Below are 22,595 nucleotides of genomic sequence, written 5' to 3'. Positions count from 1 at the left end.
CTGACGGCAGTAGTTGACGGCAACGTCAGCGGACGGGGGGCTGCGCAGGGTGGCGGTTCATCGCCGTCGGAGCGCGCCCTCTCGGTGGTCTCCGGGCTGCCGAGTGCGGTGCCGAGGGCGTCGATGGCGTCACGCTGGAGGCGGAGTCGAACGTGGGCGTAGACGGTGGCTGTGACGCCGATGTGGGCGTGGCCGAGGAGTTCCTTGATCACGACGAGTTCGACCCCCTGTTCCAGGAGCAAGGTTGCGGTCGAGTGCCTGAGGTCGTGGAAGCGGATGCGGCGGAGGCCGGCCTTGCGGAGGAGTGTGGTGAAGATGCGGGTGAGGTTGGTCGGGTCGACCGGTCTGCCCTGTGTTGTGGTGAAAACATGCCCGTTGTGCTGCCACGTGGTGCCTGCGACCTCGCGTTCACGCTGCTGCTGTTCGTGGTGGAGCTTCAGAGACTGGGCACAGCGGGTGGGGAGGGCGATGCGGCGCTCGGAGGCCCGCGTCTTGGTGGGCAGCGTGGTGAGCCCGCCTGCGGTGGTGCGCTGCAAGGTTCGGCGGATGGCGGCGGTGCCCGCGCTGAGGTCGAGGTCCCCCCAGCGCAGGCCGAGGAGTTCGCCCTTGCGGAGCCCGGTGTGGAGGGCGAGTTCGAACAGCGCGCGCAGGCGGTGGCCCTGGGCTGCGGTGAGGAGGTGGCGGGCTTCGTCGGCGGTGAGGGGTTCGAAGCGACGGGGTCGAGGCGTGCCGGTGCGGACGTTGCGGGCGACGTTTCGCGGGATCTCTTTCTCGCGGACGGCGTGCTCCAAGGCGGACTTGAGCATGGAGTAGATGTAGGTGAGCGTCAGCGGGGACAGCAGCTTGCGGCAGCACTGGCCAGCGGCACAGCAGCGGGACTCATCACGGGCCGTATCGATGCCGTGCACGCAGCACTGGCAGGTGTGCGGAGCTGGTTGAGTCAGGTGCGGACGTCCTTGGCGGTGAGCTTGGTGAGCTTCTTCTTGCCCAGGCCGGGGATGAGGTAACGGTGGACGCAGGCGGTGTAGCGGGTGTGGGTGTTCTCGCGGAGATGGTGGACAGCGACGTTCTCCAGCCAGTACGTCAGGTACGCGGCCACGCTGCCCTGCGCGGAGGGCGCGGGGAGTCCGCGGTTACTGGCGGCGATCTTCTCGGTGAGCTTCGCCAGGGCCTCTTTGCGGGTGGTGCCGTAGACGCGGATGCGCTTTCGGGTGTTGCCGGGGGCGAGGACGTATCCGGCGGCTTCCCAGCGGCTGTCCTTGCGCTGGTAGACGGTTCCGTCGCCGTTGGCGCGTACGCGGCGGGAGGCGGGGGTGTCTCGGGGTGTGGTCATCAGGCGGCGGCTTCCTGGTCGAGGCGGGTGCGGATGAAGTCGGTCAGGGCCTGGGTGGGGATGCGGCGGGCGCGGCCGAGGGTGATGGAGGCGAGCTGGCGGGTGCGGATGAGGTCGTAGACGGCGGAGCGGCCGAGCTGGAGGCAGGCCATGACCTGGGGAACCGTCAGTAACTCCTCGGGCGTGCTCGGCGTCTCGTCGCGCGCGATGGTCCTGCGGGCGGTCATCAGCAGCCCCCTTCGGCCACGAACTGCTGTGCGAGTTCTCTGCGGTGCCAGACGTGGGCGGCGAGGAGTGCGGCGCCGGGGTTGTAGCCGCTGCCGAGGTAGGCCCAGTGGCCGACGACGAGGGTGGTGTCCGAGTCGGAGGTGGGCAGGCTGGCGTGGGCGCGGGCCTGTTCGGTGCGCCAGGCGCGGCGGGCGGCGCGCAGCGCGCCGAGGGTGGTCGAGTAGCTGCGGGACTTGGTGGAGAAGTGGCCCCGGAAGCCGAGCATGTGGGCCCACTTCCAGAGCTTCAGGTCGGCGAACTCGGGCAGCCTGCCCAGCTCCCAGCAGGTGTGGATCATCTGCCGCACGTGCCGGGCTACGCCGAGGCGGGGCAGGGGCCGGGCCTGTCCGGTGCCGTCGCACGTGGTGCAGGGGAGCGGGGTGCCGTGGGGCAGGAGGGTGGCGCCGCGTCCCTGGCAGGGGCGGCAGAACAGGGCGCGGTCGAGGGTGCCGGATGCGTCGGCGGACTTGGTGGCGTATTTCGCCACGTAGGCGGCCACGGCTTGGTCGGTGAATTCGGCGTCAGCGCCGAAGGCCGTGATCTCACGTATGTCGAGTTGTTCGCCCCAGGAGAGTTCGCGTTCCCCGATCGCGTCCGACTCGACCGTGACGCGGACCCGCGCGGCGGCGGCGCGGGCGGCTTCGGTGAGCACAGCGACGGTGGCGTACGGCGGCGGGGGCTGGCTGGTGCCGTCGGGGCCGTCGAGCCGGATGACGGCGTGGAAGTGGACCAGGCCGCGCTGCTGGTACTCGGCGACCTTGGCGAAGGAGACCCGCAGGACCGCGTGGGCGGCTTTCTGGGTCATACCGAGCCGGGCGGCGAGCTCGCGGCGCAGGTAGGTGGTGAAGCGGGCCCACAACACTCCGGCGTGGGCGTTGAAGAGGACCGCGCCCGCGTAGTCGTACGTCGTCGGGTTCAGCGGCGTCCCGAGCAGCACGTCCGTGGGTTCGTGGAGCTTGCGGCAGCGGCAGAGCCGGATGCCGCCGCCGGGCGTGGTGGGGCGGTTGTGGACGGGGCCGAAGGACGGCGGAGTGAGGGTGACGAAGACGCGGGGGTGGGTGCGCACGGTGTCGGGGACGGTCTTGCCGCCGGACAGGCCGGCGCGGATGAGGTGGTAGGTGTCGGCGGCGTAGAGGCGGGAGCAGGCGGGGCAGCGGGAGGCGCGACGGTTGCCGCACGCGGTGAGCAGGCTGCCCGTGGGCTCCTCCGTTGTGATGTAGGTGCGCAGGACCTCGCCGGTCGTGGTGTCGACGGTGGCGGTGCGGCCGGTCAGACGGACGGGTTCGGTGCAGCCTCCGAGGTGTTCGATCTGCTGCTGTGCGCGGTCGAAGTCGGGGTGGTTGACGAGGTGGAGCAGGTCCCGCACGGCGGGGCTTGCCACGTGGCGCAGGTCCAGGGTGACCATTCGGGGCGTGTCCCTTCTGTCGGGGTGGGGCCCCGAGCAGTAACCGGCCATGAATGTGGGCGTGTTGGTGCTGCTCGGGGCATGACGAACAAGGCCCATCAATGGGCGTGGATTTCAGGGAGAGGTGATGCGGCCGGTGGCCGGGGTGGCTCAGAGCTGAGCGAGGCGGCGGTGGCCACCGGCAGGGCGACGCCCATGCGGGTTGCGAGCTGGGCGGCGGTGACTGGCGCGCCGTGCTCGGCGTGGTGGGTGTCCGCGATGCGCCGGGCCGCATTCAGCAGTGCGGCGGGCAGGGCCGGGCGGGAGGCGGTGGCAGGCGCCTTGGTGACGGCCGGGGCGGGGGCGGAGTTGGGCGCCTCGATCACGGCAGGCACCTCGGCCAGGGGCGGCGCAGGTGTCGTGGCGGGGGCTGGCTCAGGGGCCGGGGCCGCCGTCTCGGGAGCGGGCGCCGAGGTGGGCACCGGCTCAGCGATGGGCGCGGGGGCCGGGGCAGCTGCGGTGGTGTCCTCCTGGTGTGCGGTGGTGTGGAAGTGGGCGAGGAAGGCGGGGCCGACGTGGCCCCAGCCCAGGAGCAGGAGCGGGGCGACGGTGTCCAGGCAGGCGCGGCCGTAGCGTCCGGTCAGCAGGGGTTCGGCGGTGTTCAGGGCGAGGGTGAGCAGTCCGCACAGGTGCAGCAGCCGGGTGCCGGCCTTCAGGTCCGCCTTGGGGACGCCGCGCAGGGCCAGGAACCGCAGCGCGACCAGGAGCCCGACCACGGACAGGTCCACCATGGGAGCGATCAGCGGCGCGATCGGGCGCGGGACGCCCAGCCGCAGAGCAAGCGCCCAGACGTTGCCGAAGGAGAAGACGAAGGCCAGGACCGCGATGACCGCCATGACCACGGTCACGGTGCGCCGGGTGAACCGTTCCTCCGCCATGCGCGGGACCTCCTCTCGGGGCGTGGGATCGGGGGCGTTCAGGGCTTGGACAGGGAGACGGCCGGACCGTCCGGGCCGTCGTCGTCGAGGTTCGTGTGGCCGGTGGTGCCGAGGAGGACGTCCAGGCACAGGGTGGGGTCGGCGGTCAGGCGGGAGGTGGCTTCCGCGATACGGGCGGCGTCGGCGTCGGAGACGTAGGGGGTGCGGATACGGGTGAAGCCGGGGCGTCCCTGCATCGCCATCACCGCGACACCGACGTAGGCGGGGTCTTGCAGGGTGACCGGGCTGGCGTCCGGCCAGTTGCGGATGTCGTCGCCCAGCGCGGCCACCGCAGCTTCCACCGTCTTCTGCGCGAACGACAGCCCCACCGGGCACACGTCGCGGATGAACGTCGGGATGGCATCCCCGGTGGTCTTCTGACTGATCAGGATCACCAGGATGCCGACGCTGCGGCCCTTCTTGACCAGGTCCTCCACCAGCCGGGCGTTCTCCGCCGTCAGCGCGGCCAAACGTTTCGTCTCGGCGTCGCTGCCCTTGTACTCGCGGAAGAACGTGTGCGCCTCGTCGATGAGCACCACCGTGAGCGGCCACAGCCGCGAGGGGCCGACGTGCCACATGTTCTTCACGCCCAGCACGTCACGGATCACCGAAGACCGCCGACGACGCAGCGCCACCAGGCGCTTGAACAGCGCGTTCGCCTCGTCCAGGTCATCGCCGCAGAACGCGAACATCCGCTTGACCAGGTCCGCGTAGTCGCCCTCTTCGGCCCGCGACACCTTCCCGTCAAAGCCCACGATCTGCACCGCCGCAGACGGCGCGAGGTCACAGACGAACTTGTTCACCGCCGAGGTCTTGCCCGCGCCAGGCGTGCCGGCCACGGTCACCCCCGGCACGTTGGCCAGGGACACGCACACCCGCGCCGCGTACTCGTCCACCCCCAGCTCCCACCGCGACACCTCCTCCAGCGGGCGACCGGTGGGCCGGTGCTCGGTCGGCGTGGTCAAAGGATCGGAGCGCACGCCACGGATCACCACCCGACCGGGCCCGTCCGGCAGCACGGAGACCCGCGTGCACCGCCAGGCGTCCGCCAGGAACCGCGCCGCCTTCTGGTACTCCTCCAGACCCACCTGCGGCAGCGTCCTGGCCCGCACGATCACGCCGAACCGGTCCGGCTTCACCTTGATCTTCGGAGTCAGCACCCGGGGCGCCGGGGCGGGGCCGTCCTTCTGGGCGTTGATCTGTGCGAGCAGGCCCGGTGTCTTGTCGGTGACCGTCAGTCCGGCCATCCGCGCGAGGCGCACCCAGCCCCAGCGGACCAGCAGGGCCTGCCGCATGCTGGCGCGCGTGCCCCGGTCGGTGCGGACGTAGCGCACCACGGCCAGCAGCAGCGTCACGCTGACCAGCACGGTCGCGACCAGCACAGCATCCGGTCCGTAATCCGTCACGGCTGGGGCAGGGGGCGAATGCCGGGTGCGGCTCCGTCGTGGTTAGGGGTCGCGGGTCGCGGGTGGGGTCCCTCGTTGCCCGGTCACCGGAGGCGTACCAGGAACCCCCGGGGGCCGCCAAGGCCGAGCGCACGCGTCACGGAGTGAGCCTTGGCGGCCCCCGGAGAACCCTGGTCCGGCGAAGCTGCCCGACCGACGAGGGACCCTCCCGCTCAGGCCGGCTCTGCCGGAGGCCCGGCCCCGCGCTGCCCGGACGCGTCGCGATGAGTGGGTGATCGCTCCCTGGCGGGTATCTGCCGGATAGCCACCGGTTGACGCGCCCGTCCGGCGTACCGTGGCGCTGGAGGTGGTGAACGGGATGACTACGGAACTGGCCGACAACGTCCGCAAGTACCGGCGTCGGGCCGGACTGAGTCAGGAGGAACTGGCCCACGCCGCAGGCGTGTCACCGGGCACGGTACGCAAGGTCGAGCAGGGCGGAACGGTCCGCATGGAGACCTTGCACACTCTCGCCCGCGCCCTGGGGGTGACCACCGCCGCGCTGATGGCGTCGGACGCGCCGGAACCCATAGGGCGGGCCGAGGAGCCGAACCGGCTCAACCTGATTCAGCTTCGCGCCGTCCTCACTCCGGCCGTCGGGCTCGTGGACCAGGCCGCCGAAGCGGCAGGCGAGGAACCGAACCTGCGTACCTTCAGCCGAGCGGTACGAGACGCGCGGGAGCTGTACTTCTCCGACAGCTACAAGAGCGTCGCCGCCCAGCTTCCCGGCCTGCTGCGCGATGCCTCCCTGGCCGTGGCCTACTACGACAGCGGAGACGAACACCGGCAAGCCCTCTTGGCGCGTGCCGAGGCGCTGCGTCTGGCAGGCACGTACCTCACGCAGGTGAGGCAGTACGACATCGCGTACGCGGCCCTGAGCGGCGCCATCGCGGACGCCAAGCAGAGCGGAGACCTGCTCGTGGCAGGCTCCGGCGTCGGCGGTATGTGCTGGCTGCTGGTGCGCCAGGGTCGGCTGGACGAGGCGGAGCGGATCGCCGTCGAGAGCATGGACGCGGTCGAGCCGAAGATCACCGGGGCCGAGCCGGACCACTACGCGGTGTGGGGCGGTCTGGCCATGGAGGCTGCAGCCGCAGCCGCCCGGAACAACCGCCCGGACGAAGCCAAGGAGTACCGCAAGGCGGCGCGGGTGGCGGCAACCGCCGTCGGCACCGCGCACCGCAACCTCTCGCGGCACTGGTCCGTATTCGGGCCCGTCACCGTGGCCCTGAAGGCACTCGAAGACTCCATGGTCATCGGGGACGCCCGCGCGGTCGTACGGAAAGCCGACGAGGCAGAGGCGCTGTCGCCCAGGGCGTGGAAGCGCCTGGGCAGGCCCAGTACGAACGACGGGAACCGCTTCACCCTCGACGTCGCGCGGGCCCACACGCGTACCGGAGACCTGTCGGCGGCGATGGACGAACTGACCCGTGTCCGAGTCACCGCCCCCGAGTGGCTCAGGCACCAGAACTCGGCCGCCGAAACCATGCAGGAGATCTTGAACAAGCGGAAGCGCACCCTGACGACGGAGATGCGGGACATGGCCGCCTACCTCGACGTTGTCGGATAGCCACCACGCAGCGTGGTAGTTCGCAGACCCAGTGTCGCAAACTGCCGTGCCACTCACATGGAGTGACGGGCAGTCAGGCATCTACGGTCACCGTGTCCCTATCAGCGACCCGACCGGGGGTGCACGGTGAACAGGCCCAGGAGCGACGCGGACCGCATGCGGCGCAGGGAACTGTACGACGCGGCAACGGGGCTGGCCGGCCCCCGCTTACTGCCCTGGACCACCCCGGACGGGAACCCCTGCTACCTGAGCACCGACGGCAAGGGCTACCTGTCCACGCTCGCCGACAGCATCGAAGCCGTCCAACTCGGCATGGGTGAGGAGCTGCTGGAACACGCCCGCGAAGTCCTGACCCCTGGTGCGCGGGCCCTGTCGGCCACCGAGTACCGCTGGCTCGCCTCCCGACTGGTCGAAGCCCTTACCGACGCGCTCCGGGTTGCCGAGTCACGCGGACAGCGCATCCCCGACCCGCAGGAAGAAGCGGCCGAGCATGCATGACACCGGCACGCCGACCCGGAAGCGCTACCGCTTCCGCGAGTACCACGTGACCGCCGTCGTGGACCCCATGACCCTGCCCACCTTCGAGGCCGTCTGCGTCACCGGCGAAGACCACGACTGCGGCGCCACCTCCGGCGAACTCCACGCTGAGGAGGAGCTGACCCGCTGGATCGCCGAACACTGCGCCGCCACCGGCCACGACTTCTACCACCGCACTACCCGCGCCACCCTCCGCGCCGAACCCGGCGCATGGCAGTAGCGGGCCCTCACGTCGCGCCCGCCGCCCGCGCCCCCTGACGGCAGTAGCGACGGCAACACCCACGGATTTCCCCGCACAACCACGGACGCCAGCGGAACGCAAAACCCACGCTGACCTGCGAAGAAGCAGGTAGAGGGGTGCCGCGTAGCACACGTACTATGTGCTGGCGGGCGAGACTCCGGTCCTCGTTCACAATGCAAATTGTCCGTGGACCTCGCTGCGTAAGTACGACGGCGATGGCCACCCGGTGGACGGAACCCGCATACCGACGAACGATGCGCTCAATTCGGCAGAGAAGTGGCTTGGTTCTGGATACAAGGAGACTGTTCCGGGTAGCGGGCGGTACGTTTCGAGGGACGGTACACGTGTTGCAAGAATGGGTGAATCGGATATCACTGGACAACATGGCGGTGGCCCGCACATGAATTTTGAGCGACTCGCCCCCAATCCGAAGAAGCCTGGAAAAATGATGGTCGTCGAGAATCGACACATCTATCTCGAGTAGGGCAATTCTAGTGGCTTTACTGCCCGAGGGAGTTAATACTTGCCTCGGGCAGCAAAGTCACTAGTCAGTAAGTTAGGAGCACTCGATGGAGCAAGTGATTGTCACCCCCGATTACCGGCCTGATGAAGGGCTGCGCTTCTCATGGGATGAGGGATTTGAGATCATGGTCTCTGCGACTCGATCGGAAGTGCTCATTAAGGCCAACCGTGCAGGGCTAACTTCATTGGCGCGACACCTTCTTACGCTTGCGCAGGAGGGCGTAAGTAATGGGATGCATGTCCACCTTGCTGCTGACCAAGAGATCGAATCCGAGATTGATCTGATCCTGGAGCGGATGGCAGACTGAGTCTCTTCGGCATCCTTTTCGGCTGATCGCGGTCTGTGTTGATAGACGCACTGAAGGCCCCGAGACTTTGCATTTGCAGTCTCGGGGCCTTCGGTGCGTCTGATACGTCAACTTCCTCTCCGCCTTGACGGTAACGGTGACGGCACCGTCAGTGGACGGCCATCGTGGCGGACGGCTCGTCGGTGCATCTCTGGGGTGAGCTGAGCGCGTTGCCGGGGTCGGCCGTGTGACGTTCGAGAGGTGGCGATGTGCATGACGGAGCCGACCAGGTACTCGACCCCGCCGGTTGAACCTTCCTTGCGCCTGGATCCTGAGCCGACGCCCGTCGAAGGCTGCGCGGGCTGTGCCGAGCTGGCCAACGTGCGCGACCGGGCCCGCGCGGTCGGCGACATGACCACCGTCAGCGACTGCAACGTCTACATGCGACGTCACCCGGAGGGCCATCAGTGAGCCCCCGCGCGGTCTACCGGCACGTCGTTCACACCATCCGCCACGCGCCCGAAGGCGGCATCACCTACGAGACGTTCTGCGCCGCGCCCGGCTGCGGAGCCGAATCCGGACCCCCCCGCCGAGCAGGAAGCCGCGCAGGACTGGGCACTTCGCCATACCGGACGCACCGGCCACGACCTCTTCAGACGCGTCTTCACCGACCACGCCAAGGCCACCCGCGCCGAGTAGAACCCCCACCGTCAGCCGGAACCGGAACCACAACCCGCAGACCATCGCGCCAGGCCAGCAGCCCAGCCGGACGCTCGGCCACCGACCACGGCGTACTGCCGGAGCGGGATGCGTCCAAACTTTCTCTACGTCTTCAAGGCGACCCGCTGGCGGGGGTCGCGCGCGGCACGGCCGCCCACCCGGCCCGCTCTCGGCTCCGCCACCGCGGGCCGGCCAGCGACCAGGCCGCGCAGGAACAGCACAGCGTTGTGCCGGAAGCGCGGAGAAATCCGGACGCGCCCGAACGACGAACGCCAGGCCGACGGCGAGGCGACGGCAGGGAGTTGGCCAGGGCATAGGCGCGGAGGTGGGGACGGTCGGCTCCGTGGCTTTACCCACCTCCCCGGGCCGGGGCCCGCGTCGGGCAAGGCCAGGGGGCCACTCGTTCAAATTCCGGGCAGGATCACGACCTGCCCGAGTTGCCGGGCCAGCGTACGGCCCCCTGACCATGCCCGACCCCAACCCGGGCAGGACACCGGCCAAAGCCCACTCCACCGTCCTCACGCGCGTAGCCGTCTGACGGTAAAGCCGACGGCAACACGGTTGCAGAGCACGGCACTTCCACGCACGCCCACGGACAGGCCGGAATTCGCTGACCAGCGAAAATGCAGGTGACGACCGATCAGCGCGCACACGTACTATGGGCTGGCGGGCGAGACACCTGTACTCGTTCACAACAGCAACTGTGATCTTCCTGAGGGCTATACTTCCTCTCCCGCATTGAAGGGTGACCCGTATCATCCTGATTCGGTAGCCGCGCGCAGTGCGCAGAACCGAGAACTTTACGCCGGTACGCTAAGGGATCACGCGGGAGCTCTGGGGTACAACAGGGGAATTTTGCCCCAAAAGCGCCGTTCAACTCGCACGGACAAGACGTATTTTTCAACCGCAAGAACTACATCACTCCCGATATCGATGGGCGCAACGTGTCTGGGGGCTGCAAGGTATTCAGCCGCCGCGGCGACAGGATTGGCACCTATGATGCAGATCTCAACTACATCAAGAACTGACGCCTTCTCTATCGAGGTTGCATCGGATCGGCCTCCGGCCACCTTGCTCCAAGAGTCGGGAGCAACCGGGAGGATCACTGTTGGTGACTTCGCGGAGTAGTTCTACGTAGATCTGTCCTACTGGAGCATCGAGGAGTATAAACATATTTGGCGTGATTCGCTTCAGGTGATTTTCGACGGGGAGGAAATTGACTCCTGCCTCGTTGCTTCGATCACCAATTCGGAAGCCAGCAATTTCATCTTCTGTTGGCCGCTTTATAGGCGAGGGGAAGATGTGATTATCCAGAAATCGATCACCTTCCTGGATGAGTAGGAGGGGGATTTCGACCCTCTTGAGCCGTGGTCTTCAGTAAGGTCACGACTCACTGTCGATTAAGACGGAAATTCCATCTCCGAATGGCGGACCAGCGCCTCGGCGGTACGTGAGTTCCTGGGCGGGTGCCGAGGTTCGTAGTCGCTCAACTCCGCAAATCTGAAGCCCTATCAGGCGGTGCCTGGTGGGGCTTCAGATGGTTTTGACGGCTTGACGGCTTGACGGCAACGTCAGCGGACGGGGACTGCGCACAGCGGCGGGTTGTCGCCGTCGTCGCGCTGACTGGTGGCCTCAGCAGGCTTACGGAGGGCGCGTCCGAGAAGGTCGATGGCGTCGCGCTGGAGGCGGAGGCGGACGTGGGCGTAGACGGTGGCGGTGACGCCGATGTGGGCGCGGCCGAGGAGTTCCTTGATCACGACGAGTTCGACGCCTTGTACCAGGAGGAGGGTGGCGGTCGAGTGGCGGAGGTCGTGGAAGCGGATGCGGCGGAGGCCGGCCTTGCGGAGGAGCGTGGTGAAGGCGCGGCTGAGATTGGTCGGGTCGACCGATCCGCCCTGCGCAGTGGTGAACACCTGCCCGCTGTGCTGCCACGCGGTGTCTGCTGCCTCGCGCTCGCGCTGCTGCTGTTCGTGGTGGAGCTTCAGCGACTGGGCACAGCGGGTGGGGAGGGCGATGCGGCGTTCGGAGGCGCGAGTCTTGGTGGGCAGCGTGGTGAGGCCGCCTGCGGTGGTGCGCGGCAAGGTTCGGCGGATTGCGACGGTGCCCGCGTCGAGGTCGAGGTCTTCCCAGTGGAGGCTGAGGAGTTCGCCTTTGCGGGGTCCGGTGCGCAGGGTGATTTCGTACAGCGCGTGGATTCGGTCGTTCGCGGGCAGCATTGAGGAACTGGCGGGCCTCGCCCGCAGTGAGGGACCGGAAGCGCCTGGGGCTGGACGTGGCGGCTTTGACGTTTCGGGCAACGCTGCGGGGCAGCTCGTTTTCGCGGACGGCGTGTTCCAGCGCCGACTTGAGGACCGAGTGCCGGTAGGCCACGGTCGAGGGCGACAACTGCTTCTGACAGCACTCGCCGACCGCGCAGCGTGCCTTCCGTTCGGCGCCCAGGTCCTGGGTGCAGCACTGGCAGGTGGTGCGGAGTCGGTAGAGGAAGGCGCGGACGTGGCAGGATCCACCCGGGGGATTGGTCGGATGCTTGGACAGCGGTGGGATGGTGTGACGCCGACTGCATCGCCCGGGTGCCGAACCAGAGAATGTGGTCGGCATCCGGGCGATTCAGGGGCGCGGTCGAGGGCGGGTCCAGCGGTCTCCGCTCGCCCGGGAGAAGTCAGACCCCGCCGTGCTCCGCGTAGGCCGTCAGCTCCGCGAGGAACTCCTCGCGGACGGCGGGGGCCGCCCAGGAGATCTCGATCGCGTTGCGCTGGAGGCGCACCAGGTCGGCGTCGGAGAGGGACGCGGGCCCGCGCAGGGCGGCCAGGTTCTCCGCGACGTAGCCCGGGAAGTACGCGGGGTCGTCGGAGTTGACCGTCACCTTGACGTCCTGGTCGAGCAGGGCGCGGATCTCCGCGGCCTTCATGCCGTCGGTGACATGCGCGTTGGAGATCGGACACACCGTCAGGCCGAGGCCGCGCTCGCGGATCCGCTCGATCAGCGACGGGTCCTCCAGGGCGTTCACCCCGTGGTCGATGCGGTCGACGCCGATCTCCTCGATGACCTGGCGGATGTGCTCCGTCGAGTTCTTCTGGTCGACGTCGCAGTGCATCGTCAGTCGGAAGCCCTCGGCGCGCGCCCGGGCGAAGACCTCGCGGAACTTCACCGGAGGGTTGCCCGCCTCGTCCGAGTCCAGGCCGACGCCAATGATCCACTCCTTGTAGGGGAGCGCCTGCACCAGCGTGGTCATCGCGAACTCGGCCTGGAAGTCGCGCAGGAAGCACATCACGAGGCGGCCCCGGAAACCGGTGGCGCGCTCGGCGTCGTCGAGGGCGCGGGTCAGACCGCGGATGACGGTGTCGAAGGCGACGCCGCGCGCGGTGTGCGCCTGCGGGTCGAAGAAGATCTCCGCGTAGCGCACGTTCTGGGAGTGCGCCTTGGCCGCGTAGGCCGCCGCGAGGTCGTAGAAGTCCTGCTCGGTGCGGAGCACGGACATGCCCTCGTAGTAGACGGAGAGGAAGCCGGGCAGGTCGTGGAAGTCGTACGCGGCGCGCAGCGCGGTCTCGTCCGCGTACGGCAGCTCGATGCCGTTGCGCTGCGCCAGGGCGAACTTCAGGCCCGGTTCGAGGGTGCCCTCGATGTGCAGGTGCAGTTCGCACTTGGGCAGGCCGGCGATGAACGCGTCCACGGGGGCGGGTGTGGTGGTCATGGTGAACTCCTCGACTGGATGCGTCAGTTGGCGGCGGGGTTCAGGATGTCGACGACGTCCTGGGTGTGGTAGTTGACGACACCCAGGTCGGTCACGGCGTACTCCGGGATGGCGGTGATCTCCAGGAAGATCAGGTATCCGAAGGCGGAGGGGAGTTCACAGCCGAGCACGCGGGCGGCGGCCTCCAGACGGTCCTCCGCGGCGGCCATCTCCTCGGGGGCGAGGTCGGCCACGATGCCGGCCACCGGCAGCGGCAGGAACTCCTTGATCTCTCCGCCGTCCACGACGACCTGGCCGCCGCCCTGCTCGGCCAGGTGGTTCACGGCCAGGGCCATGTCGGCGCGGTCGGCACCGACGCAGACGATGTTGTTGTCGTCGGGGGCGGCGGACGAGGCGATCGCGCCGGAGCGCAGGCCGAAGCCGTTGATCATCGCGGTGACGGTGCCGCCGCCGTTCTTCCCGTAGCGCTCCGACACCGTGACGTACAGGGCGTCCTGCGCGAGGTCGGCGCGGACCCTGCCGTCGACGACCGGCAGCGTCATCTCCACGCCCTTGCGCACGAACGGCACGGTGCGGTCCATCTCGACGACCAGGACCCGGGCCTCGTCGCCCTCGGTCGCGACGCCGATCGAGTCCTCGGTGACCGGGGCGACCCGGAAGGCGGGGGAGAGGGCGGCGGAGCGCTCCGGGGCCCGCGGCGCCTCGACGGTCCGGCCGCCCTCCGCGACCAGCCTGCCGCGCGCGAACACCCGCTCCACCTGGAACGACTCGGGGGAGTCGACGATCAGCACGTCCGCGTAGCGCCCCGGCGTGATCGAGCCGACGAGGTGGTCGATGCGGTACATCTCCGCGCAGTTGAGCGTCGCCATCTGGATCGCCTCGACCGGCCGCACGCCCGCCGCGATCGCCATGCGCACCAGCTTGTCGAGGTGGCCCTCGCGCAGGATGTCGGCGACGTGCATGTCGTCCGTGCAGAAGCCGACGCGCCGCGACTGGGCGCCGAACTCGGTGACCGTGCGCACGTTCTCGTTCATGAAGTGCGCCACCGACGACTCACGGATCAGCAGCGACATGCCGGCGCGCAGCTTCTCCAGGGCCTCCTCGGCGGTGTAGCTCTCGTGGTCGAGCCGGACGCCCGCGGCCGAGAGCGCGTTGATCGTGGTGGTGGCGGCCATGGGCGCGCAGCCGAAGATCGGCAGACGGTTGCGGTGGGCGAGTTCGAGGGCGCGCAGCACCTTCTCGTCACGGTTGAGGACGAACTCGGCGACGGTCTCCCACACGCCGAAGCAGTCCGCCCAGTCCTGCGTCTCGGCGTGCTCGTCCGGCCCGAAGGAGAAGCCGACCGTCGTCTCGGGCAGCGTGTAAGGCGTCTTGAACGGTGCCCCCCAGAAGATCTTCATGGGGCTCGCATCCGCCTCGCGCAGCGCCTCACGTACCCCGTCCAGGCCGGCGACGACGAGGAACTGGTCGAGCCCGGAGACGACCGAGGTGGTGCCGTAGCGGACGGCGGCGTCGGCGAACATCGTCACCGACAGCTTCGAGCACTCCAGGTGCAGGTGTCCGTCGATGAGCCCCGGCGTCAGGTACTTGCCGGTCGCGTCGACGATCTCGGTGTCCGGGCCCTCGTACGCCGAGACGTCGCCGGTCGCGGCGATCCGGTCGCCCGTGATGGCGACGTCGGCCGGGTAGATCTCGCCGGTGCAGACATTGACGAGCTGTCCGCCCCTGATGACGCGGTCGGCCTTGACGACGCCCTCGGAGGCGTCGATGAGCGCGCGGAGGCTGGGCTGGTTCATGCGGTTGGCTCCAGAAGTGGTACGAGGGCGGAGAGGAAGGCGTGAGGGATCAGGCGGCGGGGGACAGTTCGGCCTCGGCCCGGACGTCGCGGCGGGCGAGCAGCCAGTACGCGACCCCGGCGACGAGGGCCCCGGCGAACACCGAGAGGTCCAGGCCGCCCGCGGCGCGGGAGAGCGGGCCGACGAAGACGGTGGAGTCGACCCAGAGCACGGCGGCGGCCAGACCCAGCAGCACCGCGACCAGACCGGCCGGGCGGACGCCGCCCCGGTGCCAGTAGATGCCCCGGCGGCCGGTCTCCCCGGGGAACAGGGACGGCACGTCGTAGCGGCCCCGGCGCAGCGCCCAGTCGGTCAGGTAGACGGCGGCCCACGGGCCGAGCCACAGCACGATCAGGCTCAGGAAGTTCGACAGCAGGGTGTAGAAGTCGGCGGAGAAGACCGCCCACAGCGTGATGCCGGTGCACAGCGTCAGGTCGATGAAGACGACCATCCAGCGCTTGATCGGCAGGCCGACGGCCAGGAGGTTCAGGCCGGAGGAGTACATGTCCGTGGTGTTCACGGCGAGCAGCGAGACGATCGCGAGCAGCAGGTACGGCGTGCTAAACCAGCCGGGCAGGATCTCCGGCAGACCGGAGATCGGGTCGGCGGCGTTGGTGGTCGCGGTGGCGACGGCGGCGCCGAGGATCTGGAGCAGGATGTTGGGCACCATGCCGCCGAGCGCGGCGCAGGCGAACACCTTGCGGGGCGCGGAGTCGGCGGGCAGGTAGCGCGAGTAGTCGCTGCCCATGTCGGCCCAGGACAGGCCGCCCGACGCGGTGACCATGGCAAGGACCAGGGAGACGGTGACGAGGGAGGGCGCCTCGCCGTGGCCGGCGAAGTCCGCCTTGGGAAAGACGAGGAACGCCATCACCGCGAACATCGCGGCGAAGATCCAGGCGAAGTACTTCTGCACCTTCATGATCAGGTGGTAGCCGGCCAGCGGCAGCAGCATCTGCAGACCCGCGGCGACGGCGATGACCAGCAGTTTCACGGGTGTGCCGGCGGTGACTCCGGCCTGGTCGAGCAGCGCGAGCCCGGCGAGCACGATCAGCACCATGCCCCCCGCCTCGAACCCGACGAGCATCACCCAGCTCAGCAGGGCGGGGAGCTTTCCGCCGCGCGGACCGAAGGCGGCCCGCGAGATCGAGTGCGTGGAGGTGCCGGTGCGCGGGCCCTGGAGGCTGGTCAGACCGGTGACGGCGAAGCCCAGCACGTTGCCGGCGACGATCAGCGCGACCGCGTACCAGAAGGACAGGCCGAAGGAGACGACGAGCGCTCCGTAGACGACCGTGAAGACGGTGGTGTTGGTCCCGGCCCAGAGCCCGAGGAGCCGGCTGGGCCCGCCCTGGCGCTCCTCGGCGGGTACGGCGTCGATGCCGCGCTGTTCGACCGTGAAGACGGACGCGGTGGAGGCGGTGGGCGCGGCGGACGGGGTGGTCCCGGTGGATCCGGGCGGAGCGGCGGTGGTGGCCTCGGCCATGGTCGGCAGGCGTCCTTTGCGGACTCGCGTCCCGGCCTGGGGGGACGGGACGGGTGATGTACGGGGAGGTCCGGCGAGGCCGGAACACGGGGCGCACGACGGTGTGCGAGGGGGTCGGCAGCCCGCTGGGCGCGTCCCCGGATAGGTGCGGGGGCTTGCCCAAACGTTTTGGCAACGTGGCGGACGGTACTGCCTAAACGTTTTGGCAGTCAAACGGTAAGCTCGACGCCATGTCAGATGTCACAGAGCCGACGGGGCCCGGCCGGCCCCGGAACGCGCGTGCCGCCTCCCGCGCGCCGGGCGCGCCCAAGGGGGGCGGGCTGCGCGAGGTCGCCCGCCGGGCCGGTGTCTCCGTCACCACTGCCTCGCACGCGCTCAACGGGGTCGGCCGGGTCGGGGCCGAGACCCGTGAGCGGGTCCTCGCCGTCGCCGCGGAGATCGGCTATCGCGCCAATCCCAACGCGCGCGGGCTGCGCGGAGCCCGTACCGGGCTGCTCGGTCTCACCCACCGCACGGCCGTCGAGGGCGGCATCACCGACATCGAGTACTTCGTCAAGATCGTGAACGCGGCGACGTGGACGGCGATGGCGCACGACTACTCCCTCGTGCTGGTCCCGCCGTCCCTGGACGGGCGCCCCTTCGACTCGCTGCCGCTGGACGGCACGATCGTCATCGACCCGCTCACCGACGATCCGCTGCTCGGCCGCCTCTCCGGCATGGGTGTCCCCGTCGTCACCACCGGGCGTGACCTGTCCCGCAAGGACGCCTTCCCCTGGGTCGACAACGAGCTGTCCACCTGCGCCGTCGCCGCCCTCGACCATCTCGCCGCCACCGGCGCCCGCCGCATCGGCCTGCTGACCGGATCGACCGGCCAGTCCTACGACGAGGACGCGGCCGACGCCTACCGCGACTGGTGCGGGCGAACCGGCCGTCCCGTGCTCATGGACCGGGCCGAGTCCGGGACCGATTCCACCGCCGCCGCGCGCCGCCTGCTCGCCCGCACCGACCGGCCCGACGCGCTGTACGTCGTGATGGAGAAGTTCGGCTTCGCCACTCTCGCCGTCTGCCGCGAACTCGGCCTGGGCGTTCCCCACGACGTGCAGATCGTGGTCGGCGCGGACGGGGAGTTCGCGCGCAGCGCGCGCCCCGAGCTCACGGCGCTCGACCTGGCCCCGGAGGAGATCGGCAGACAGGCGGCCGAGCTGCTGATCGACGTGATACGACGGCCACCGCCGGCCGGAGCCCGGCCCGAACACCGTCTCGTCCCGGCCAGGCTGCTGCCGCGCGCCTCCACCCGTCCGGTGCGCACGGAGCACTGAGGCCCCGGACGGCGCCCGAGGGCACCCGGTGCGGCGGCAGGGCTCGGACCGGGGCGGTGAAGGCACCGACGGATCCCGGGCCCCGCCGCGACGGCGCTCCCGCACGGCCCGGTGGCCCCCGCCGGGCCGAGCGGGCGTCCAGCCGGACGTTTATCGCCGAGGTGCCGAGAGGGCTCAGGGGGCCCGGCCCCGGCGCGCACCGCTCGTGCGGTCGCCCGCGGCTCACTCGCGCAGGGACGGCTCCAGGAGGCCCCCGCCCAGGAGGTCGCGCAGCAGGCGCGTGGCGGGCAGGGCGGAGTGGAGGTACACGTACTCGCTCCGGAGCTCGACGACCGCGAGCAGGGTGCGCAGCGTGTCCACCGCTTCCTCCACCTGTCCCACGTGGTGCTGGGCCTGGGCGAGCAGGCCCAGGTGGAGGGGCTGGCGGATGCGTGTGCCGCTCAGGCGCAGTTCCGCGAGCGCGTCCCTCATCTCGGCGATCCCCTCGCCCCGCCCGGAGTGGGCCAGAGCCCATCCCAGCGGCAGGCGGAGCATCATCTTCCAGTAGTACAGACCGTGCTCGACGGCCAGTCCGATGCCCTCGGCGCAGGAGGACCGCGCCGTCTCGACATCGCCCTCCCAGGTGGCTACCACCGCATGGGAGTAGAGGGCGTGGATCCGGTCCCAGGGCCTGCTGTCGTGCCGCGTCAGCCGCAGCAGGCCGCGGCGCTGCTCGGCCACCGTGTCCCGGTCGCCGGTCAGCCAGCGGGCCAGCACCTCGTAGCACCGGAAGTAGACGCGCGGGTCGGACTGGTACATCCGTTCCGGAAGCCGTCCCTCGCGGGAGTAGCGGTCGGCCAGCCCGACGCCGTGCTCCAGCTCCGCCAGCGCCTCGGAGAGCCGGCCACGGACGAACAGCACGGTCGCCTCGCCGTACGCGGCACCGAGCCGGGCCGTCGGTTCGTCGGTCCGCTCCGCGATGTCCCTGAGCAGGAGCGCCAGTTGACGGGAATCGTCGTAGCGGCCGCGGACGAGGAGCGAGGCGCCGAGCATCGACAGGGCCACCGGGTCGTCGGCGGTGCCCGCCTCCTCGGCGCGGCCCCGGTTGAACTCCGCCTCGGCCTCCGTGTCCCCGAACCCGCGTACGTGCGCGAGCAGTTGGCCGAGCTCCAGATGCAGTCGGTGTTCCAGCTCGCGGGCGGAGGCGTCGTCCGGGAGCAGGCGGACGGTCCGCATCGCACGGCGCAGCCATGTCTCGCGGTCGTCCGATGCCAGACGCGGCTCCGCGTTCGCGGCGGCGCGCAGCAGCCAGGGCAGGACGCGCTGCGCGGGCATGGCGCCCCTGGCGTGCCAGGCATGGTGGGCGACGCGGTCGGCCTGCTCGGGGGCGCTCTCCGCATCCGGCCGCATGGACAGGGCCTCGGCGTACCGGGCGTGCAGTCGTTCGCGTGCCGCGTCGGTCAGTTCGGCGGTGAGCACCTCCTGGGCCTGGGGACAGCCGAGACGCAATCGTCCGGGGCGGTTCGGGTCCGGGGCCAGCAGACCGTACCGGATCGCCGATTCCACGAGCGCGATGGCCGAATTGCCGTCGGAGGCACGGCACAACGCGTCCACCTCGATGTCGGGGGCGACGACCGCGCACAGGCGGAGCAGTCGCAGGAACGGCTCCGGCAGCATGGCGAATTCCTGGCGCAGGACCTTGCGCGCGTACGCCGTGACGAGGCCGAGGAGTTCGTCCGCGGCGCCGGAATCGCGCAGGTCCCTCGCGCCGCCGAGGTAGGAGAGCATCTGGAGGACGAAGTACGGGCTGCCCGTGCCCTGGCGGTGCAACGCGTCCACCAGACGCTCGTCGACACCCGGTCCGGCCTGGGCGTGGACCAGCACGGCGACGTCGGACCGGGCCAGTCCGGTGAGCCGGAGGATCTCCGTACGGGGGCCCTTGAGCACCTCGGTCATCAACCGGAACCTGGAGGCGTCCGGCCACGCTTCCAGGTCCCAGCCGGTCAGGACGATGCTGAGGCACTGTCCCTGACGGCGGGTGGCGAGCAGCCGCAGCACCTCCAGGGACGCGGTGTCCGCCCAGTGCACGTCCTCCAGCAGCAGCACCAGCGGACGCCGCGCGGCCAGGGCGAACAGGATCTCGCAGACGGCGTCGTGCACCCGGAACGGGTCCCGGGAACCCTCCGGCTCGCAGCCCTGCCCACCACTCGTCCCGGCCTCGCGCCAGCCGGGCAGCAAGGGGGCGAGCAACGTCCCGAAGGGCGCCGCGGCTTCCTGGAAGGCGTCGGGCCGGGAGGCCGACAGCAGGCGCAGCACCTGCGTCCAGAGCCAGTACTGCGGGACGCCCTCCCCGGAGAAGGAACTGCCCCGCACCGTCTCGATGTCGCTGTCCCCGTCCCGGATCCGCTGGGCCAGTTCCATCACGAGATGGGTCTTGCCGAGCCCCGAGGATCCGAACACGCAGGAGAGATGGCCGCGGCCATCGGCGGCACCGGCCGTCGCCACGACCAGGCGCCGCAGCTCCCGGTCCCGGCCCGTCATCGGCGGCGCCGTACCGGGCCTGCGCGGGGACGGTTCGTAGAGGATCGGCCGGACCCGGGGGGCGCGGCTCCGGGCCGCCGGTCCGGCGGCACAGGAACGGGCCGTGGTCGCCACCGCCCGGGGCGCCGCCCCGGACACCGGCGGGGCCCCGACAGAGACCCCCGCACTCCCGGACGCGGCCCACCGCCCCGGCGCCCCGGCCGGCTCCTCGTCACCGAGCTCCTGCCGCAGGAGTGCCACGTGCAGCCGCTGGAGCTCGGCCGTCGTGTCCACGCCGTACTCCTCCACCAGATGGCCCCGCGTCCACTCGTACACCTTCAGCGCCTCCGCCTGGCGGCCCGTCCGGAACAGGGCGGTCATCAGATGCCCCACCAGGCGCTCCCGCGTCGGATGCTGGCGCGCCTCGCGCTCCAGTTCGGTCACCACCTCGGCGGGCCTCCCCAGCGCGAGCGCGGCCTCGGCGGACGCCTCCAGGGTGGTGAGGCGGACCTGTTCAAGCCGGGTGCTCTCGTCGGCGAGTGGCTGGTGGGCGGCGAACTCGGCGTACGGGGCGCCGCGCCACAGGGAGAGGGCCCGGGTGAGACGGTCACGGGCGGCGAGCGGGTCACGCGTCAACAACTGTCGCCCAGAAGAGGCGAGTTGCTCGAAGAGCTGGGCGTCGACCTGATCCGGTGACAGCTGGAGCACGTACCCCGGGGCCTGGTAACGCAGCACCGAGGCCCCACCGGGACCGCCCGCCGGGGCCAACGACCGGCGCAGATGGGAGACATGGCTCTGCAGCGTGGCCACCGCCCGCAGCGGGGGGTCGTCCCGCCAGAGCCCTTCGACCAGGGCGGACGTCGGGACGACCCGGCCCAGTCTGATGAGCAGCAGGGCCAGCAGCGCCCGGCGGCGCGGCGGTCCGAGCGGCACCTCGTGTCCCGCGTACCGCGCCGACATCGGCCCCAGGACCTGGAGCACCGGCCCGTCGGGGGCGGGCGGGCGCGGGGGCGTCGTTGTGATCCCTATCCGATGTGCAGACATACTCGGCCCCATTCGTTCTCACGCTTGAGACGCGCCCGATGAATTGATCCTAGAACAGCGGATGTTGCTTCCGGCGAATCGCGCCCGGTGAATGGCCGGTAAGCGATCAGACGGCCGTTTCCCGGATATATCCGGGGAACCGGCAAGTGATCCGCAAGCGAATGGCAAGGGAAGCGGAGGGCGCCGGGGACCGGCAACAGAATTCCGGCCAGCGTGCGGCAAGGGGTGTGGCGCAGCATGGGCACAGCGCCGCCGGTGGTGTGGGCCATCCGGCGCGGACCAGGGAGGCACAACGGTGTTGGCGGTTCTCTTCCCGGGGCAGGGCTCGCAGTTCCGGGGCATGGGCGCGGACGTCTTCGGCCGCTACCCCGGCCTCACGCGGTACGCCTGCGACCTCCTCGACTACGACCTCGTCGCGCTCTGCCGCGACAATCCGGACGACATGCTCTCCCGCACGGAGTGCACACAGCCCGCGCTCTACACCGTCAACGCGCTGCACGCGTTCGAGCGCGAGCGGCGCGAGGAGCGGCCCGCCGACTGCTACCTCGGACACAGTCTCGGGGAGTACAACGCGCTCCTGGCCGCGGGGGTCTTCGACTTCGAGACGGGGCTGAGACTCGTCAAGCGACGCGGCGAACTCATGGCCGCGGCCACCGGCGGCGGCATGACGGCCGTCATGGACGTCTCGCCCGCACGCCTGCTCGACGCCCTGGCCGAGGACGGCGTCGAGGGAATCGACCTGGCGGCCTTCAACACCGAAACCCAGGTCGTCATCGCCGGCAGCGACCAGGCGCTGCACGCGGCCCACGCCGCACTGAAGCGGCGGAGCATCCGCCACGCCCCGCTGAGGGTCGGCGCGGCCTTCCACTCCCGGCACATGGAGCCCGTCCGCGCCGAATTCGAGAAATTCCTCGGGGAGTTCACGTTCGCCCAACCCCGGACCGCCGTGATCTCCAACGCGAGCGCGCGCGCCCACGAACGCGACACGATCCCCGCCATGCTCGGCAGACAGCTCGTCGAGCCGGTCCGGTGGGCCGACAGCATCCGCCGTCTCCTCTCCCTGGGGACGGGACTGGAGTGCGAGGAGATGGGCGGCCGTTCCCTCACCCGCATGGTGCGCAGCCTGATGAAGTCCGATACCCACAGCCAACCAGCCGAAAGCGCGGTGTGAGAGATGGACCGAGCGGGGCACATAAAGAAACTCGTCGAGGACCAGTTCCTCGTGGAGTTCGACGACGAGCTGACGGCCGCGAGCGATCTCTTCAAGGCCGGGGTGATGGATTCCTTCGGGTACGTCCAGCTCCTGAGCGCTCTCGAAAAGGACTTCGCGCTCGACATGACGGACGAGGATTTCATCGCGAACGTCTTCACCTCCCTCGAAGCCATCGACGCCTTCGTGGCCAGGAAGATCGCCGAGCGCGACGACCACTGAAGCAAGGAGACCCCG

The 22,595-nt window shown here is 70.0% G+C and carries 18 protein-coding genes and 3 pseudogenes; 11 read left to right on the top strand and 10 right to left on the bottom strand.

The annotated features are described in order from the left end of the window. Nucleotides 1-38: 38 nt before the first annotated feature. From AMK22_RS00200 to AMK22_RS00180, 5 genes and pseudogenes are all read right to left on the bottom strand, one after another. Nucleotides 39-1,333, bottom strand: a pseudogene (locus AMK22_RS00200) (tyrosine-type recombinase/integrase); the annotation flags it as partial. Beyond that, on the bottom strand, nucleotides 1,333-1,560 hold the full coding sequence (locus AMK22_RS00195; protein WP_073781135.1) for a helix-turn-helix domain-containing protein: 228 nt from the start codon (nucleotides 1,558-1,560) through the stop codon (nucleotides 1,333-1,335). The gene AMK22_RS00195 and the pseudogene AMK22_RS00200, both read right to left, overlap by 1 nt. Beyond that, nucleotides 1,560-3,005 (bottom strand): replication initiator, encoded by a 1,446-nt coding sequence (locus AMK22_RS00190; RefSeq protein WP_073781134.1) that lies wholly within the window; start codon nucleotides 3,003-3,005, stop codon nucleotides 1,560-1,562. Before AMK22_RS00190 ends, AMK22_RS00195 begins: the two co-directional genes overlap by 1 nt. Nucleotides 3,006-3,103: 98 nt before the next feature. Continuing rightward, nucleotides 3,104-3,922: a DUF2637 domain-containing protein gene (locus tag AMK22_RS00185; RefSeq protein ID WP_079185834.1), complete on the bottom strand. Its 819-nt coding sequence runs from the start codon at nucleotides 3,920-3,922 to the stop codon at nucleotides 3,104-3,106. Between the two features lie 38 nt (nucleotides 3,923-3,960). Next, nucleotides 3,961-5,343, bottom strand: a complete 1,383-nt coding sequence (locus AMK22_RS00180) for an FtsK/SpoIIIE domain-containing protein (protein WP_199883078.1) — start codon at nucleotides 5,341-5,343, stop codon at nucleotides 3,961-3,963. A gap of 382 nt (nucleotides 5,344-5,725) precedes the next feature. On the opposite strand from AMK22_RS00180, the gene AMK22_RS00175 reads away from it, so the two are divergent. From AMK22_RS00175 to AMK22_RS42190, 8 genes and pseudogenes are all read left to right on the top strand, one after another. After that, nucleotides 5,726-6,973: a helix-turn-helix domain-containing protein gene (locus tag AMK22_RS00175; RefSeq protein ID WP_073781506.1), complete on the top strand. Its 1,248-nt coding sequence runs from the start codon at nucleotides 5,726-5,728 to the stop codon at nucleotides 6,971-6,973. A 156-nt stretch (nucleotides 6,974-7,129) separates the two neighbouring features. Further along, nucleotides 7,130-7,471 carry a hypothetical protein gene (locus AMK22_RS00170; protein ID WP_073781132.1) on the top strand — a complete coding sequence of 114 codons (342 nt, stop codon included), beginning with the start codon at nucleotides 7,130-7,132 and terminating at the stop codon, nucleotides 7,469-7,471. Then, nucleotides 7,464-7,730 (top strand): DUF7848 domain-containing protein, encoded by a 267-nt coding sequence (locus AMK22_RS00165; protein WP_073781131.1) that lies wholly within the window; start codon nucleotides 7,464-7,466, stop codon nucleotides 7,728-7,730. Before AMK22_RS00170 ends, AMK22_RS00165 begins: the two co-directional genes overlap by 8 nt. A 590-nt stretch (nucleotides 7,731-8,320) precedes the next feature. After that, entirely contained in the window at nucleotides 8,321-8,581 is a 261-nt protein-coding gene (locus AMK22_RS00155) for an Imm32 family immunity protein (RefSeq protein WP_073781130.1), read from the top strand. Between the two features lie 252 nt (nucleotides 8,582-8,833). Then, nucleotides 8,834-9,031, top strand: a complete 198-nt coding sequence (locus tag AMK22_RS00150) for a hypothetical protein (RefSeq protein ID WP_073781129.1) — start codon at nucleotides 8,834-8,836, stop codon at nucleotides 9,029-9,031. 162 nt (nucleotides 9,032-9,193) lie between these two features. Beyond that, nucleotides 9,194-9,259, top strand: a pseudogene (locus tag AMK22_RS42195) (hypothetical protein); the annotation flags it as partial. A 938-nt stretch (nucleotides 9,260-10,197) separates the two neighbouring features. After that, a complete protein-coding gene (locus tag AMK22_RS40440; protein WP_338014123.1) occupies nucleotides 10,198-10,308 on the top strand; it encodes a hypothetical protein in 111 nt (36 codons plus the stop codon). A gap of 112 nt (nucleotides 10,309-10,420) precedes the next feature. Next, the gene (locus tag AMK22_RS42190) at nucleotides 10,421-10,621 is read left to right on the top strand and encodes a hypothetical protein (RefSeq protein ID WP_199883098.1); all 201 of its coding nucleotides are present in this window, start codon (nucleotides 10,421-10,423) and stop codon (nucleotides 10,619-10,621) included. A gap of 230 nt (nucleotides 10,622-10,851) precedes the next feature. On the opposite strand, the pseudogene AMK22_RS00135 reads toward AMK22_RS42190, so the two are convergent. The 4 genes and pseudogenes from AMK22_RS00135 to AMK22_RS00120 all read right to left on the bottom strand — a co-directional run. Further along, nucleotides 10,852-11,842 (bottom strand): annotated as a pseudogene (locus AMK22_RS00135) (tyrosine-type recombinase/integrase); the annotation flags it as partial. A 97-nt stretch (nucleotides 11,843-11,939) separates the two neighbouring features. Continuing rightward, nucleotides 11,940-12,971, bottom strand: coding sequence for an adenosine deaminase (gene add / locus AMK22_RS00130; protein ID WP_073781128.1), 1,032 nt, complete (start codon nucleotides 12,969-12,971; stop codon nucleotides 11,940-11,942). 23 nt (nucleotides 12,972-12,994) lie between these two features. Further along, nucleotides 12,995-14,767, bottom strand: coding sequence for an adenine deaminase C-terminal domain-containing protein (locus AMK22_RS00125; protein ID WP_073781127.1), 1,773 nt, complete (start codon nucleotides 14,765-14,767; stop codon nucleotides 12,995-12,997). A gap of 49 nt (nucleotides 14,768-14,816) precedes the next feature. Next, entirely contained in the window at nucleotides 14,817-16,286 is a 1,470-nt protein-coding gene (locus AMK22_RS00120) for a purine-cytosine permease family protein (RefSeq protein WP_073781126.1), read from the bottom strand. Nucleotides 16,287-16,516: 230 nt separating this feature from the next. Between AMK22_RS00120 and AMK22_RS00115 the strand changes: the two genes are divergently transcribed. Beyond that, nucleotides 16,517-17,605, top strand: coding sequence for a LacI family DNA-binding transcriptional regulator (locus AMK22_RS00115; RefSeq protein ID WP_073781125.1), 1,089 nt, complete (start codon nucleotides 16,517-16,519; stop codon nucleotides 17,603-17,605). Between the two features lie 222 nt (nucleotides 17,606-17,827). On the opposite strand, the gene AMK22_RS00110 is transcribed toward AMK22_RS00115, so the two are convergent. Beyond that, nucleotides 17,828-21,148, bottom strand: coding sequence for a BTAD domain-containing putative transcriptional regulator (locus AMK22_RS00110; RefSeq protein WP_242433774.1), 3,321 nt, complete (start codon nucleotides 21,146-21,148; stop codon nucleotides 17,828-17,830). 295 nt (nucleotides 21,149-21,443) lie between these two features. Between AMK22_RS00110 and AMK22_RS00105 the strand changes: the two genes are divergently transcribed. Further along, nucleotides 21,444-22,319, top strand: a complete 876-nt coding sequence (locus AMK22_RS00105) for an ACP S-malonyltransferase (protein WP_073781123.1) — start codon at nucleotides 21,444-21,446, stop codon at nucleotides 22,317-22,319. Nucleotides 22,320-22,322: 3 nt separating this feature from the next. Further along, entirely contained in the window at nucleotides 22,323-22,580 is a 258-nt protein-coding gene (locus AMK22_RS00100) for a phosphopantetheine-binding protein (protein WP_073781122.1), read from the top strand. Nucleotides 22,581-22,595 lie beyond the last annotated feature (15 nt).

The sequence above is a fragment of the Streptomyces sp. CB01580 genome (genome assembly GCF_001905795.1).
In the GTDB taxonomy this organism is placed as follows: domain Bacteria; phylum Actinomycetota; class Actinomycetes; order Streptomycetales; family Streptomycetaceae; genus Streptomyces.
The sequence above is the reverse complement of the archived record's forward strand: the minus strand, read 5'-3'. Positions and strand labels throughout refer to the sequence as shown.

Coding starts and splice junctions, on each gene's coding strand:
- AMK22_RS00195 (WP_073781135.1), bottom strand. CDS start 1,560: ATGACCGCCCGCAGGACCATCGCGCGCGACGAGACGCCGAGCACGCCC.
- AMK22_RS00190 (WP_073781134.1), bottom strand. CDS start 3,005: ATGGTCACCCTGGACCTGCGCCACGTGGCAAGCCCCGCCGTGCGGGAC.
- AMK22_RS00185 (WP_079185834.1), bottom strand. CDS start 3,922: ATGGCGGAGGAACGGTTCACCCGGCGCACCGTGACCGTGGTCATGGCG.
- AMK22_RS00175 (WP_073781506.1), top strand. CDS start 5,726: ATGACTACGGAACTGGCCGACAACGTCCGCAAGTACCGGCGTCGGGCC.
- AMK22_RS00170 (WP_073781132.1), top strand. CDS start 7,130: ATGCGGCGCAGGGAACTGTACGACGCGGCAACGGGGCTGGCCGGCCCC.
- AMK22_RS00165 (WP_073781131.1), top strand. CDS start 7,464: ATGCATGACACCGGCACGCCGACCCGGAAGCGCTACCGCTTCCGCGAG.
- AMK22_RS00155 (WP_073781130.1), top strand. CDS start 8,321: ATGGAGCAAGTGATTGTCACCCCCGATTACCGGCCTGATGAAGGGCTG.
- AMK22_RS00150 (WP_073781129.1), top strand. CDS start 8,834: ATGACGGAGCCGACCAGGTACTCGACCCCGCCGGTTGAACCTTCCTTG.
- add (WP_073781128.1), bottom strand. CDS start 12,971: ATGACCACCACACCCGCCCCCGTGGACGCGTTCATCGCCGGCCTGCCC.
- AMK22_RS00125 (WP_073781127.1), bottom strand. CDS start 14,767: ATGAACCAGCCCAGCCTCCGCGCGCTCATCGACGCCTCCGAGGGCGTC.
- AMK22_RS00120 (WP_073781126.1), bottom strand. CDS start 16,286: ATGGCCGAGGCCACCACCGCCGCTCCGCCCGGATCCACCGGGACCACC.
- AMK22_RS00115 (WP_073781125.1), top strand. CDS start 16,517: ATGTCAGATGTCACAGAGCCGACGGGGCCCGGCCGGCCCCGGAACGCG.
- AMK22_RS00110 (WP_242433774.1), bottom strand. CDS start 21,148: ATGTCTGCACATCGGATAGGGATCACAACGACGCCCCCGCGCCCGCCC.
- AMK22_RS00100 (WP_073781122.1), top strand. CDS start 22,323: ATGGACCGAGCGGGGCACATAAAGAAACTCGTCGAGGACCAGTTCCTC.